The sequence below is a fragment of the Paenarthrobacter sp. NPDC092416 genome, from assembly GCF_044755025.1.
Taxonomy (GTDB): domain Bacteria; phylum Actinomycetota; class Actinomycetes; order Actinomycetales; family Micrococcaceae; genus Arthrobacter.
In genome coordinates, this window is sequence record NZ_JBIVQG010000001.1 from 699,629 (window position 1) to 713,011 (window position 13,383).

A 13,383-nucleotide genomic window follows, 5' to 3' on the forward strand; every position below is an offset into this window, starting at 1 on the left:
CCCAACCATGGCAAATGCACTTGTTTTCATTGACAACCCGGGAGCAGCGCTCAAGAAGAGCAGCCTGGAGCTCCTGACCATCGCACGCAAGCTCGGGGAGACCGCCGTCGCGTTCAACGGCGAGCTGGGCGACGACGTCGCTGCCATCTTGGGCGCCTACGGTGCCACCACCATCTTCCAGCCGTCGGCCAGCGACCTTGGCGACTACCTTGCGGGTCCGAAGGCGGCCTATCTCGCCGCTGCCGTTGCTGCTTCGGGTGCGGCCGCAGTCCTGATCGAAAACTCGCCGGAGGGTAAGGAGATCGCCGGGCGCCTGGGGATCAAGCTGAATGCAGGCGTCATCACCGACGTCGTTGGCGTTGATGCCGACGGAACGGCGCACAAGTCAGTTTTGGCAGGCTCGTATACGACAACGGCCAAGGCCAAGACTCCGGTGGCTGTCCTTTCGGTCAAGCCCAACAGCGTGGAGCCGGAACCGGCAGCGGTTGCTGCATCGCCCGTAACGGCCACGGTTGAAGTTCCCGCTGATGCTGCCGCCAACGCGGCCCGTATCTCGGCCCGAACCGAAAAGCCCGTCAGCGGCCGGCCGGACCTCAGTGAAGCCCGGATCGTCGTTGCCGGCGGCCGGGGTGTCGACGGCGACTTTGGTCCGCTCGAAGAACTCGCAGACGCCCTGGGTGCTGCTGTCGGTGCCTCCCGCGCAGCCACCGATGCCGGCTGGATCGATCACGACGCCCAAGTAGGCCAGACCGGTAAGACCGTTTCTCCGCAGCTGTACATTTCGGCAGGCATCTCGGGAGCAATCCAGCAGAAGGCCGGAATGCAGACCTCCAAGGTCATCGTGGCCATCAATAAGGATGCAGAGTCGCCGGTCTTCGAAATCGCTGACTTCGGCATCATCGGCGACCTCTTCAAAGTTGTTCCGCAGGCCACTGCGGAGATCAAGAAGCGGAAAGGCTGATCCTTTTGTCTACTGGCGATTCGTCAGCAAAGAGCCCGTTCAACGCCTCCACAGAGCGTGTTGAACGGGTGCTTTGTTTTACAGCCCATCCTGATGACATCGACTTTGGTGCGGCTGGTACCATTGCGGCCTGGACGGCCGCTGGCGTCCAGGTCAGCTATTGCATCATGACCGACGGCGATGCCGGCGGCTTCGATCCCGTGGATCGTGAACGCATCATTGAGCTCCGTGCGGAGGAGCAGCGACGAGCAGCAGCCTTGGTGGGTGTGCACGACATCTACTATCTCCATGAGCGCGACGGTTACCTGGAGCCGACACATGGAGTCATGAAGCAGGTGGTCAAACTCATCCGTGAAATCCGTCCGGATATTGTGCTCACCATGCATCCGGAACGGAATTGGGACCGCCTCCAAAAGAGCCACCCGGACCACCTTGCGGCAGGGGAGGCAGTCACCCGTGCCGTTTACCCGGCGGTGGAGAACCCGTTCGCATATCCCGAGCTTGCTGAGGCTGGCCTTGAGGCCTACAAACTGCCGTGGTTGTGGTTTATCTCCAGTCCGGAGGCCCGTGAGAACCATTTCGTGGATGTCACGGCGCACGTTGATGCCAAGTTGGAGGCCATCCGCGTCCATGCCAGCCAGCACCCTGATATCGAGGGAATGGAACGGGTTGTGCGCACCATGCTGCTGGCCAACGGTGAGCGTGGAGGACTACCGGCCGGTGCCAGCGCGGAGGCCTTCCATGTGGTTCCCGTCAACGGTTCGAGCACGATCGCCGGTTTCTAGGATTGCCCTTGTGTAACCCGTGTCATATGCTGGACCTCGGTTAAATCATATTTATTCGAGGAAGGCAGACTTTGATGGCGAAGACTGCACAGCAGCCTGTGTTGGTGATTATGGGAGTCTCCGGCTCAGGCAAATCGACTGTAGCCGGCGTGCTTGCCGGGAAACTCGGGTGGGACCTCGCCGAAGGCGATGATCTCCACCCGGAAGCAAATGTAGCCAAGATGCAGGCAGGGCAGCCCCTCAGCGATGAGGATCGTTGGCCCTGGCTTGAGATCATTGCTGATTGGATCCGCGAACGCACGGAGGCCGGAACTCCGGCCATCATCACGTGCTCCGCACTCAAGAAGCGGTACCGTGACGTTCTGCGGGCCGAAGGCGTCGTGTTCGTTTTCCTGCAGGGGAGCAAGGACAAGATCTCAGACCGGCTGGCATCCAGGCACGGCCACTTCATGCCGCCGTCGCTCTTGGAATCCCAGTTCGACGCACTCGAAGAGCCCACGGAAGACGAGAACTACATTTCGCTGTGTGTTTCAGCGTCGCCCGCAGAAGAAGCCGAGGAAGTCATTGAACGCCTTGGCCTGCGGCCCGCCGGTACCGGTGCCGAAGCGAATGCCTCGTGAGGGCGCTGGAAGCAGCCACGCAGGTACCGGAATGGACAGGCCATGACACCCAGCTTCTGGTGGTCGCGGCTCTCGGCATCGCCCTGATCGTTGTCCTGATCGCGAAGCTGAAGCTCCACCCGTTCCTGGCACTTGTCCTTGGTTCGGCATTTGTCGGCCTGGCCTCGGGAGTCGAGCTGGGGAAAGTCATCACCAACTTCGAGGACGGAGTTGGCGGCGTCCTCAAGGAGGTCGGCCTGCTTATTGCGTTGGGCGCCATGCTCGGCAAGCTGTTGGCTGATTCCGGCGGCGCCAACCGTGTGGTGGACACCTTGCTGGCCAAGGCCAGCGGCAACAAGCTCGTCTGGATGATCACGCTGGTTGCGGTGATCATCGGGCTGCCCATGTTCTTTGAAATCGGACTCGTATTGCTTCTTCCGGTCATTGTCCTCGTGACACAGCGATCCAAGATGAAGCTCATGCGCATCGCGATTCCCGCGTTGGCCGGCCTCTCCGTGCTGCACGGGCTGGTCCCGCCACACCCCGGACCGCTCATCGCCATCAGCGCCGTGAAGGCTGAGCTCGGAACGACTCTGGGCCTGGGCATCCTGGTGGCCATTCCCACCGTGATTATTTGTGGTCCGCTTTTCTCGAGGCTTGCTGCCCGTTGGGTTCCTGTTGACGCACCCGCCGTGGCGGGTGGCATCGACACCCAGCATGCGGCGGACCTCAGCGACGTCAAACGCCAGCCCTCGTTCCTAGTGACGCTGCTGACCATCATCTTCCCGGTGGTGCTCATGCTCTTGAAAGCACTGGGCGGAATCATCTGGCCCGACACCGCCACCGCCCCGATGATCCGGATCTTCTTCGACTTCGTGGGCCAGCCGTTGGTCGCCATGACGTTGGCGGTCCTGGCCGCGATCGTCACGTTCGGCTACGCCGTGGGATTCACGGGCACCAAGATCACCTCGAAGCTCGGTGACAGCCTTGGGCCCATCGCTGCGATCCTGCTGATCGTTGGTGCCGGCGGCGGCTTCAAGCAGACCTTGATCGGGGCTGGTGTGGGTGACGCGGTCAAGAAATGGGCAGAAGGCGCCAACATGTCAGTACTTGTGTTGGGCTTCATTGTGGCCGTCGCGCTGCGTCTGGCCACAGGCTCCGCTACGGTAGCAACTGTCACCGCCGCGGGCATCGTGGCACCACTCGCCAGCAGCTTGAGCCCCACCCACGCGGCCTTGTTGGCCTTGGCAATCGGTGCAGGCTCATTGTTCTTGTCCCACGTCAATGACGCCGGTTTCTGGCTGGTCAAGGAGCTCTTCGGGCTCACAGTGGGCCAAACGTTCAAGACTTGGTCTGTGATGGAGACTCTGATTTCCGTGGTGGGCTTCGGCTTCGTGATGCTCTTGTCGCTGGTGTTGTAGCTCAGGAAAGCAAACGCAAACAGCGACGGCGGCCATTCCACCTTGGTGGGATGGCCGCCGTCGACGGTTAAGGCCCTGTGCCTGTCAGGCGCTCAGGGCAACTACCAAGACCAGCGGCAGGGTCGGGGAGCTCGATCCGCCTGTCGGTTCAACCGTGATCGCCACGGACGACGCAGAGGACAAACCCTTCACCACTGCAGGCTTGGACAAGGTCTCGGCGTCCATGGTGCCCTGCGGAACCGGAGCGGAACCATCCTTGGGCAACGTCCACAGCTGGTAGACCTTGCCGTCAGGTGCCGGCGCCACACCGTCCATCAGCACCACGAAGGAGTCCTTGGCCGAGGAAGCGGAAATGGTGGCCGTGCCACCGCCGGGTACCGGCGCAGTTTTCTTCTGGACATCCTGTGCCTGCAGGACCTGGTTGACAGGATCGTTCTGTGCGGCCACGTAGGCGCCCACTCCGACACCGCCGAGGGCAATGACGGCTGCGGCCGCTGCACCCACGAGCCAGCCGCGTGCGCCACCAAAGCGACGGCGTTCCCCACGCTTGGCCCGGGCGGCCGCGAGGTCGTCGACGCCGGCAGTTGCCACCGAAGGAGCTGCCGGCTCCGAGGTCGGCAGCGTGGCAGCGTCCTTGGTGATCCTGTCCATGATGTTGCCGAAAAGAGCAGCGGGCGGCTCTTCCTCGGCGGCGAAGCTGACGGCCAGCGTCTCGCGGGCCTGGCGGACGCGTTCCAGGAACTGAGGCCCCTCAGGTGCGTCCTTGATGTAATTGTCAATCAAGGCCCGTTCTGGATCACTGAGGGCGTCCAGGGCGTAGATCTCCGCCAGTTCCAGGGCGCGGCCCTCGGCAAGATCGGTTGCAATGTCATTGGCGAACATTCTGCGGACAAATCCTCCACCGGTGTTTTCGCTCATCTCAACCCACCCCCAGGCAGGTCTTCAGGCGCAGGAGCCCATCGCGGATGCGGGACTTGATGGTCGGGACGGCGGCACCCAGGTGCTCAGCGACTTCCCTGTAGGTGAGCCCGCCATAATAGGCCAGACGGACGGATTCCCGCTGCGTATCCGTCAGCGTACCCAAGCATCGGTTGACTGCCTCGGCTTCCAGGTTGCTGTCGGCCTCTTCGGCTACGACATCGCGGTCCGGATCCTGGCTCGCCGCACCGTATCGGGCTTCGCGGTCCGTGGCGGACTGCACGGAACGGACCCGGTCAATGGCGCGCCGGTGGGCGATGGTCATCAGCCAGGCCAGCGGGCTGCCGGCGGCGCGGTCGAACTTGGCGGCGCCTTGCCAGACTTGGAGGAAGACCTCCTGTGTGGCGTCTTCACTGAGTTCGGTGTCAATGAGCACACGCCTTGCCATGCCGAACACCCGCCGGGATGTCAGGCGGTAGAACTCGGCGAAAGCCTGCTGGTCGCCGGAAGCTACCAGTTCAAGCAAGGCCGCCAATTGTGCGTTCAGGTCTGTCGCCGTGCCCGAAGCCTCAAAGACCGGGGGGCCGGGATTGTTGGGGATGTCCATCACTGTCCAGCATAAGTCGTCCCGTTTGAAACGGTCACCACGCTGGAATTGTGTTGCGGGCGCGGTGGTGCAAGGGCGTGCGGCCGCTGCCCTGGTCTCCAGTGCGCTCACGTAGGCTCCCTCAACGAATGTCCCATGGCAGGATTTGTCCTGCACAGAGTATTCGGTGCCGTAGAGCCTTCGGATGGGCTACACCTTGGCGCCGGCAAATCCGTTCTGCCGCCAGGCCTCAAAGACTGCGATGGACGCAGCGTTGGCAAGGTTGAGCGACCGCAGTGAGGGGCGCATGGGGAGCCGAACGCGCGCAGTGACGTGCGGGTCCTGCTTGAGCCAGTCAGGCAGGCCGACCGACTCGGGACCGAACATCAAAACGTCGCCCTCGCGGTAAGCGATGTCCGTGTAGGAGGTTTCGCCGTCGGAGGTGAAGGCAAAGACGCGTTCGGGGCTCAAAGCAGCCCACGCGGCGTCGATGTCCTTATGCACTGTGACAACGGCGAGATCGTGGTAGTCCAAGCCCGCGCGGCGTAGCTTGGCATCGGAAAAATCGAACCCGAGCGGTTCAACCAAGTGGAGCTCGGCGCCGGTAATGGCGGCCAGGCGAATGGCGTTGCCCGTATTGCCCGGGATTTCTGGAGTGTGGAAGAGGATGCGGAACACTGTCCCATCCTAGTCAGAGGCGGCTAATGCATGCCGCGCAGAAGCCGGGAAAGTACAGGTACCACCACTGTGTTGGGCGCAGGTCCGGAGCTGAGGAAATGCTTCAGGCCGCGCACCAAGCCGGCACCATTGACCACTTCCACCGCGCCGTGGCTGGACTGGCCTCGGCCATATTGGTCGATGACCGGCTCGTGAAGGTTGCCGTCGGGGCTGTGCAGGACTACCCAGCCAGTGACGTTCAACTCCGGGAAAATGTCCTGCATGTGCCGCACGATCAGGGCAAGTTGCGGTGGAGCCACCGAGCGCCCACCGTGTTTGAGGGAGACGCCGTCCCAAGCGTAGGCGCCCTTGGGCAGCAGCATTGAACCGACCAGGGCCAGGCGATAACCGGACAGCACGGCGTGGTCGATGTGGTTGTTGTCGGAAGGGGAGCGGAGCCCGTTGATGAGACGGGCCGCGGGTATGGCAGACAGAACCTGCCGGCTGATGAGCTGCACCGTCCGCATCTCTCGTTGGATGCGGGCTTCGGCACCAAAGATGCCGCGCTTGCGGGGAATCCCGTGAACCTGTTGGGCCGCTTCCGCCTTCGATATCAACGGAACCTCGTTGGGGTCGTCAAAAGCAGGCACGTATACGGGAGGGTCTCCTGCAGTGTTCCGTTGGGGTTGGGGACGTTTCACCCCTGTGCTTGTACCCGGTGCCGGCGCTGGGGCACCTGTATAGTCGCCTGGACGCGGTTGCGTGCGGCCGGAGGCCCCCGAAGCGTACCTGCGGTCGTATTCCGCTCTGCGCTGTGGGTCGATCAGTGTTTCGTAGGCCAACGTCACCCGGCGGAAGACTTCGGCTTCTCCGCCGTGATCGGGGTGGGCTTTGCGGGCGGCCTTGCGATAGGCCACCTTGATCTCTTTGTCCGTCGCGGTGACGGACACGCGGAGGACCTGATAATGCGAACTGCTGCCCTCGGCCAAGCGCGGGCCCTTCTCTAGACGATGGTCCGCACCAGGAATCAGTGCGGTAGTGGTCAGTTTATCCAGCCATTATGTGAACGACGGCAGCGGGCGCGCTGGTTCCCGGCTGGCATAATTCAGGCTGTGAATCTTCCGGCCCCTGCGCACCGCCCTTCCAGCAAGAAACGGAAGATCGCTGTGGCGGTCAACCCGTCGGCATCCTTTGGGCGTGGGCTCCATGCAGGGGACCAGGCAGCCGCTTCTTTGAATGCCGCCGGAGCGGACGTCGTTATGCTCGAAACAGGCACTTACGCCGCCCTGCGGACCATGGTGGACCAAGCCGTTTCGGCAGGTGTGGATGCCTTGGTGGTGGTTGGTGGCGACGGCATGGTCCATCTGGGAGTCAATGCGCTCGCCGGCTCGGACGTTCCTTTGGGGATTGTCCCCAGTGGAACGGGGAACGACGTCGCTCGACTGCTCGGAATACCGCTGAAGGATCCTGCCCTTGCGGCGCGGCGTGCCTTTGCAGCCCTCGAATCAGGTGGCCGGAGGATCGACGCAGGACGCGTCACTGCAGGCGGGCGAACCACGTACTTCGCCGGTGTCCTGTCCGCCGGTTTCGATGCCGCGGTTAACGAGAGGGCCAATTCCTGGCGGTGGCCTCGTGGTAAAAGCCGCTACAACCTGGCGATGCTGCGCGAGCTCGGCACCTTCCGCCGCATTGAATACACGGTGACGGCCGACGGCGAAACCTGGCGTCAGGGCGCCCTGCTGATCTCGGTGGCCAACGGCCAGTCGATCGGCGGCGGTATGAGGATTACCCCCGATGCGCGGCCCGACGACGGGTGGCTGGATTTGTTCATCGTGAAGCCCCTCTCGCGGCTGCGGTTCCTTGCCGTGTTTCCGAAGGTTTTTGCCGGCAGGCACGTGGGGCACCCGGCTGTGGAGATACGGCGTGCCCGCACGGTGAGGCTGGAAGCCGATGGTGTGGTGGCCTACGCCGATGGGGAGCGCGTGGCGCATCTCCCCGTGGACGTGGACGTAGTTCCCGGTGCTTTGCGGATTCTGGCGTAGTCGCGCGCAAGGAGCTTGCGCCGCGCACGGACGCTAGACTCTAACGCGGCAACAGGCTGTGGCGGTTTGACAGTGGAACCGTGGGGGACGAAGGCGAGGCACGATGGTGGCATGTGAAGTTCTACGACGCTCGGCGGCTTTCGCTGCGTTGCTGGCCGCCGCTGCGTTGTTGGCCGCGTGCAGCGTCAATGTTCCGGATCCTTCCGCCCCCAAACCGGTTCCATCCGATTCCACGCTCTCCACGCCCACGATTACGCCCGGCCACGACGCCGCCGCTGTCGCGGCGAAGGACTTGCCCCTTTCGGCCGGGGGAACCCTCGCGCAGGGCGTCCCCGTGACGATCGCCAGCCGGCTCGAGGAAACGCCTGGGTGGTCTGTGGTTCACGCGGGTTTGCAGGGCGAAACCCGCTACAAGAAGTCCGATGGCTGCACAGTGGTGGCCCGGGTCAGCGTAAATCAAGGTCCCTTGGCGGTGGCAGGCGACGACGCTGCGTCCACCCAAGAGCTGTTCCGCTTCCTGGACCCCAACGTCATGCCGGAGAACCTGAAACCGGCTGCGCTGCGCTGGGGCGAGGATACGGACAAACCGCAGCACGCCGTCGAGTTCCTGGCTTTGGAGTCGGCGCCGACTTCCGGCGGCAGGGCAACCGCCGTCCTTGCCCGCCTGTTCAGCAATGCGGGCTCGTCCGTGTATGTCTCGGTGGCGTGTCCGGACGCCCGCTCATTGGCCGTGGGCAGAGCGGAGATGGGGGCCAAACTTGTGGTGGTACCGCCGTCCTGAGTCTGGCCGTCCTGGGGCTGGGCTGCTCTGTCTGATCCGGAACTCAATTAAGCGGAGAATCTTGTTTTTAGAGATAGACTTTCCGCATGACCGTGCCGGGACTCCCGTGGCTCAAGAGGATCGCAGCCGTTGCCTCCTTGGATGATGGCAATCGCAGGGCACTTTATGCCTACGTGCTCCATGCCGTAGATGCGGTCGGCCGTGATGAAGCAGCCCGCGCCATGGGTATGCCCCGCAGCACGGCATCGTTCCATCTGGATCGGCTGGTGCGCGACGGACTTCTCATGGTCGAGTTCCGGAAGTCCGCCGGCAAGAGTGGACCAGGCTCAGGCCGACCATCAAAGTTGTACCTGTCCGCCCTTGCCGAGGTAAGCGCCTCCGTTCCTGAACGCCACTATGATTTCGCCGGCGAGATCATGGCGGCGGCGATCGCACGTTCAATGACGGATGACATTCCTGTCCGCGAGGCGCTCGTTGACGTCGCGTACAGCTCGGGGCGGGCAGCCGGGCGACCGGATGATTTCTTTGACGTTCTGGAGGGTCTCGGATATGAGCCCGCCCGCGACGACGCCGGGGGATACAGGCTCCTCAATTGCCCCTTCCACCGCCTTTCCCAAGGCCATGCCGACGTGGTGTGCGCCATGAACGGAGCCTTCCTGAAGGGTGCCGCCAGTGGCTCCGGCCTGCTTGAAGATTCCGTCGCTGAAGACCTGGGCGCAGGGCACTGCTGCGCGCGCATTCTGCCCCGGTAGAATTGCAAGGTGCCTGTATACCTCGACCATGCCGCCACTACGCCGATGTCGGCGAACGCGCTCGCTGTCATGACGCGCGAATTGGCCCGCACCGGCAACCCTTCCTCCCTCCACAGCGCTGGCCGCAGGGCGAGGCGCGCAGTCGAGGATGCCCGCGAAACACTGGCGTCAGCGGCCGGTGCCCACCCCTCTGAGGTTATTTTCACTTCCGGCGGCACTGAAGCCGATAATCTGGCCGTCAAGGGACTTTACTGGGCGCGCCACGACGAAAACCCGCAGCGAACACGCATCCTGTGCTCCGCCGTCGAGCATCATGCCGTCATGGACACGGTGGAATGGTTGGAGCGGCACGAAGGCGCCGAAGCCGTGTGGCTCCCTGTTGACGCCGATGGCGCGGTCCGTCTCGACGTCCTCAAGCGCGAACTCGAGCGGGATCCGGATTCGGTGGCTCTGGTGACCGCCATGTGGGCCAACAACGAGGTAGGAACCATCCAGCCAGTGGCCGGGATCGTGCAACTCGCCAACCAGTTCGGCATTCCTGTGCATTCGGACGCCGTTCAGGCGTTTGGCTCTGTTCCTTTGGATTTCCGGGCGTCCGGTCTTGCTGCGATGTCGGTATCAGGACACAAGATCGGCGGCCCCGTAGGTGTCGGCGCCCTCTTCTTGGGGCGGTCGATCAAGCTGACACCTGTGCAGCACGGTGGCGGACAGGAACGCGACGTCCGGTCCGGAACCCTGGACACGCCAGCCATCGCGGCGTTCGCGGCAGCTGCCAATACCGCCGCTGAAAACCTTGAGGCCGAGAGTGTGCGCATCAGTGCACTTCGAGACCACCTGATCGCGGGGGTGATGGAACAGGTTCCTGAAGCCGTGCTGCGCGGCGCCCCCGGCGACGGGAGACTCCCGGGCAATGCCCACTTCACGTTCCCGGGGTGCGAAGGCGACTCCCTGCTCTTCCTGCTTGACCTCGCAGGTGTCGAGTCGTCCACTGGCTCCGCCTGTACCGCCGGCGTGCCCCGTCCCTCCCATGTCCTTCTGGCCATGGGGCTGGATGAGGACACAGCACGGGGTGCGCAGCGATTTACCCTGGGCCACAGCTCCTCGGAAGCGGACGTCGATGCTCTGCTCAAGGCCCTGCCGGAAGCGTGCTCCCGGGCGCGGCAAGCCGGGATGGCCGGACACGAGTCCAGTATCCAAACGGCCGCCACGGTGGCCCGGCAATCAGTGACCGGAGCCGGCTAGTTCCGTGAGCCGCTCCTAGGCCGCTGGCAACAGCTCCTCGAGCGGGACCGTGGGGTCCGTGAGGCGTGCGACGTCTACCTGTGTTCGAGTCGAAATCAATGCCTTGATCGGCTTCTGAACCCGGCGCTGGTTGACGCTCATGCCGGCCACCACTGTGCCCGCGCGCGCGGCACCGTCCCGCATCCAGAAGGCGATGAAGCTTCCGTCATCCAGCGAGCCGCGGATGACCGGCGCCACCCCTTCGGTGAGGGACGGAAAACCAGAGTACTCCATGCTCAGGGTGAACTGATCAGTGTAGAAATACGGGACGACGTCAAGCACTGCTTCTTGGCCGAGCATGGACCTTGCGGCCACTTTTCCGCCGTTGAGGGCATTCGCCCAGTGCTCGCTGCGATGATGCTGGCCAGTGAACGGGTGGAGCGCGTTGGCTGCATCGCCAGCAGCGAAGACGTCGGGAGCACTTGTGCGGAGCGACGCGTCCACCAGAATCCCATTGCTCAGTTCCAGGCCTGCCGTCGCGGCAAGGGCTGTGTCCGGGACCACGCCGACGGCGATGACCACGAGATCGGCGGGCAGGGATTCGCCGGTGTCGGTGACCACGGCAGTGGCGTGGCCGCCCTGCCCCTCAATCCTCGCCGCACTAGCGGGGAGTCGGAAGCTGACACCCTGGGATTCATGCAGCCTACGGAAGTAGGCGCCGAGCTCCGGCCCGATGGCCGCAGCCAGGGGGATGTCCTCCAAGCCCAACAACGTGACATCGTCGCCGTAGGTGCGTGCCGCTGCGGCGAGTTCCATGCCAATCCAGCCCGAGCCGACCAACACGACGCGCCGCCCTCCCTTCTCCAAGAGCCCTTGCAGCCGCCTGCTGTCCTCAAGGGTTCGGAAACTCATCACGCCGTCAAGCTCCAAACCCGGCAGCGGGATCTTCCGGGGTTGGGCGCCCGTGGCAATCAGGAGCTTGGCGTAGCCAAGGCTGCGACCGTCCCGGAGGCCAACGGTATGGGCGGCAACGTCCACGGTGCCGGCAGGGTCGCCGAGCAGGATCTCGACGTCGTTGTCCTGGTACCAGCCGGACGGAACCACCAGCACGGCGTCCTCCGCTTCCTTGCCCAAGAGGAATTCCTTGGACAATGGCGGCCGGAGATAAGGGACGGTGGGCTCTGCGCACAGCAGGGTGATGGGGCCGTTGAAGCCCTCCGCCCGGAGTGTTTTAGCTGCAGTGGCCCCGGTGAGGCCGCCGCCGGCGATGACCATTCGTTGGATTGTCATGTCAGCTCGATTCTAAAACCAATATCTTTGACTTTAGAAGGCGCGGATAGGTCCGTCAAGGGACTTCGCTAAGCCATTGCTGCGCAGGCTAGAATGGATGGGCACGCCGACTGTCCTCTGGTCGGATTCCAGCCACAAGCCACAGCCCAAACCACAGAAAGCCAGCATGCGAGTTCTTGCAGCAATGAGCGGCGGAGTCGATTCCGCCGTGGCCGCCGCCCGCGCCGTCGAGGCGGGACACGACGTCGTCGGAGTCCACTTGGCGTTGTCGCGAATGCCCGGCACCTTGCGTACTGGGAGCCGGGGCTGCTGCACCATCGAGGACTCCCGCGACGCCTGGCGAGCCTGCGACGTTCTAGGCATTCCCTATTATGTGTGGGACTTCTCCGAGCGCTTCAAGGAAGACGTCGTTCAGGACTTCATCGACGAATACGCTGCCGGCAGGACGCCGAATCCTTGCATGCGGTGCAACGAGCGCATCAAGTTTGCTGCCCTGCTGGAGAAGGCCATCGCTTTGGGCTTCGACGCCGTCTGCACCGGTCACTACGCAAAGGTGATCGAGGATGCCGATGGTAACCGGGAACTGCACCGCGCAGCCGACTGGGCCAAGGACCAGAGCTATGTCCTCGGCGTGCTGACCCACGAGCAGCTCAAGCACTCCATGTTCCCGCTCGCGGACACCCCGTCCAAGGCCGAGGTCCGGGCGGAGGCTGAACGCCGTGGCCTGTCTGTGGCAAACAAGCCTGATAGCCACGATATTTGCTTCATCTCCGACGGCGACACCCGTGGTTGGCTGGCCGAAAAGATCGAGATGACCACGGGTGACATCGTGGACGAAACGGGCACCAAAGTGGGGGAGCACCCGGGAGCCAACGCGTTCACCGTGGGCCAGCGCCGCGGCCTCAAGCTCGGCACCCCTGCAGCCGACGGCAAGCCCCGCTTCGTGCTGGAGATCCGGCCCAAGGAAAACAAGGTTGTCGTTGGCCCCGAAGCTCTCTTGGCCATCGATGAAATCCGGGGCATCAAGGTCTCGTGGGCAGGGCTGCCCATCTCCGAGGTCGCCACGGGTGCGGAATTCGATTGCTACGCCCAGGTGCGGGCACATGGCGACCCCGTCCCGGCACGCGCACGGGTGGAGAAAATTGCTGATGACGCAGGCATCGAGCGGGCCGAGCTGGTGGTCACGTTGACCGATCCCCTACGTGGTGTGGCCCCTGGCCAGACGGTCGTCTTATACCAAGGCAGTCGCGTCCTGGGCCAAGCGACCATTGACGCCGCGCGATCCCTGCAGAGGGTAGCTCTCTAGGAGTCATTGCCTCCGCCCTGTACCGCCTTCATACTGGGCTAAGCAGCGCTTCCGCTGCGGTGTG

General features: G+C 63.6%; 14 protein-coding genes. 9 read left to right on the forward strand and 5 right to left on the reverse strand.

Translation table 11 applies throughout. The features are described from left to right. The first annotated feature begins 7 nt into the window (after positions 1-7). The 4 genes from ACIQC5_RS03130 (at position 8) to ACIQC5_RS03145 (ending at position 3,766) form a co-directional block, all read left to right on the forward strand. A complete protein-coding gene (locus ACIQC5_RS03130; protein WP_400278331.1) occupies positions 8-961 on the forward strand; it encodes an electron transfer flavoprotein subunit alpha/FixB family protein in 954 nt (317 codons plus the stop codon). A 5-nt stretch (positions 962-966) separates the two neighbouring features. Beyond that, the gene (locus tag ACIQC5_RS03135; RefSeq protein ID WP_400278332.1) at positions 967-1,746 is read left to right on the forward strand and encodes a PIG-L deacetylase family protein; all 780 of its coding nucleotides are present in this window, start codon (positions 967-969) and stop codon (positions 1,744-1,746) included. 74 nt (positions 1,747-1,820) lie between these two features. Further along, positions 1,821-2,366 carry a gluconokinase gene (locus tag ACIQC5_RS03140; RefSeq protein WP_400278334.1) on the forward strand — a complete coding sequence of 182 codons (546 nt, stop codon included), beginning with the start codon at positions 1,821-1,823 and terminating at the stop codon, positions 2,364-2,366. After that, positions 2,363-3,766: a gluconate:H+ symporter gene (locus ACIQC5_RS03145; protein ID WP_400278336.1), complete on the forward strand. Its 1,404-nt coding sequence runs from the start codon at positions 2,363-2,365 to the stop codon at positions 3,764-3,766. Before ACIQC5_RS03140 ends, ACIQC5_RS03145 begins: the two co-directional genes overlap by 4 nt. Before the next feature lie 84 nt (positions 3,767-3,850). Here ACIQC5_RS03145 and ACIQC5_RS03150 read toward each other — a convergent pair whose 3' ends face one another. From ACIQC5_RS03150 to ACIQC5_RS03165, 4 genes are all read right to left on the reverse strand, one after another. Beyond that, positions 3,851-4,684: an anti-sigma factor domain-containing protein gene (locus ACIQC5_RS03150; protein ID WP_400278338.1), complete on the reverse strand. Its 834-nt coding sequence runs from the start codon at positions 4,682-4,684 to the stop codon at positions 3,851-3,853. A gap of 1 nt (position 4,685) precedes the next feature. Next, positions 4,686-5,291: an ECF RNA polymerase sigma factor SigK gene (sigK, locus tag ACIQC5_RS03155; protein WP_400278687.1), complete on the reverse strand. Its 606-nt coding sequence runs from the start codon at positions 5,289-5,291 to the stop codon at positions 4,686-4,688. A 189-nt stretch (positions 5,292-5,480) separates the two neighbouring features. Continuing rightward, positions 5,481-5,948 carry a tRNA (cytidine(34)-2'-O)-methyltransferase gene (locus ACIQC5_RS03160; protein WP_400278340.1) on the reverse strand — a complete coding sequence of 156 codons (468 nt, stop codon included), beginning with the start codon at positions 5,946-5,948 and terminating at the stop codon, positions 5,481-5,483. A 23-nt stretch (positions 5,949-5,971) separates the two neighbouring features. Next, positions 5,972-6,916 carry a J domain-containing protein gene (locus tag ACIQC5_RS03165; protein ID WP_400278342.1) on the reverse strand — a complete coding sequence of 315 codons (945 nt, stop codon included), beginning with the start codon at positions 6,914-6,916 and terminating at the stop codon, positions 5,972-5,974. A 123-nt stretch (positions 6,917-7,039) separates the two neighbouring features. Here ACIQC5_RS03165 and ACIQC5_RS03170 point away from each other — a divergent pair, with 123 nt between their 5' ends. The 4 genes from ACIQC5_RS03170 (at position 7,040) to ACIQC5_RS03185 (ending at position 10,744) form a co-directional block, all read left to right on the forward strand. Beyond that, positions 7,040-7,969, forward strand: a complete 930-nt coding sequence (locus ACIQC5_RS03170) for a diacylglycerol/lipid kinase family protein (RefSeq protein WP_400278343.1) — start codon at positions 7,040-7,042, stop codon at positions 7,967-7,969. Between the two features lie 103 nt (positions 7,970-8,072). Continuing rightward, the gene (locus ACIQC5_RS03175; RefSeq protein WP_400278344.1) at positions 8,073-8,750 is read left to right on the forward strand and encodes a hypothetical protein; all 678 of its coding nucleotides are present in this window, start codon (positions 8,073-8,075) and stop codon (positions 8,748-8,750) included. 86 nt (positions 8,751-8,836) lie between these two features. Further along, positions 8,837-9,502 (forward strand): helix-turn-helix transcriptional regulator, encoded by a 666-nt coding sequence (locus ACIQC5_RS03180; protein WP_400278345.1) that lies wholly within the window; start codon positions 8,837-8,839, stop codon positions 9,500-9,502. Positions 9,503-9,511: 9 nt separating this feature from the next. Then, the gene (locus tag ACIQC5_RS03185; protein WP_400278346.1) at positions 9,512-10,744 is read left to right on the forward strand and encodes a cysteine desulfurase family protein; all 1,233 of its coding nucleotides are present in this window, start codon (positions 9,512-9,514) and stop codon (positions 10,742-10,744) included. Positions 10,745-10,759: 15 nt separating this feature from the next. On the opposite strand, the gene ACIQC5_RS03190 is transcribed toward ACIQC5_RS03185, so the two are convergent. Continuing rightward, the gene (locus ACIQC5_RS03190; RefSeq protein WP_400278348.1) at positions 10,760-12,013 is read right to left on the reverse strand and encodes an NAD(P)/FAD-dependent oxidoreductase; all 1,254 of its coding nucleotides are present in this window, start codon (positions 12,011-12,013) and stop codon (positions 10,760-10,762) included. A gap of 184 nt (positions 12,014-12,197) precedes the next feature. Between ACIQC5_RS03190 and mnmA the strand changes: the two genes are divergently transcribed. Next, complete coding sequence (mnmA, locus tag ACIQC5_RS03195) at positions 12,198-13,319, forward strand: tRNA 2-thiouridine(34) synthase MnmA (RefSeq protein ID WP_400278689.1); 1,122 nt, start codon at positions 12,198-12,200, stop codon at positions 13,317-13,319. The last annotated feature ends 64 nt before the right edge of the window (positions 13,320-13,383 follow it).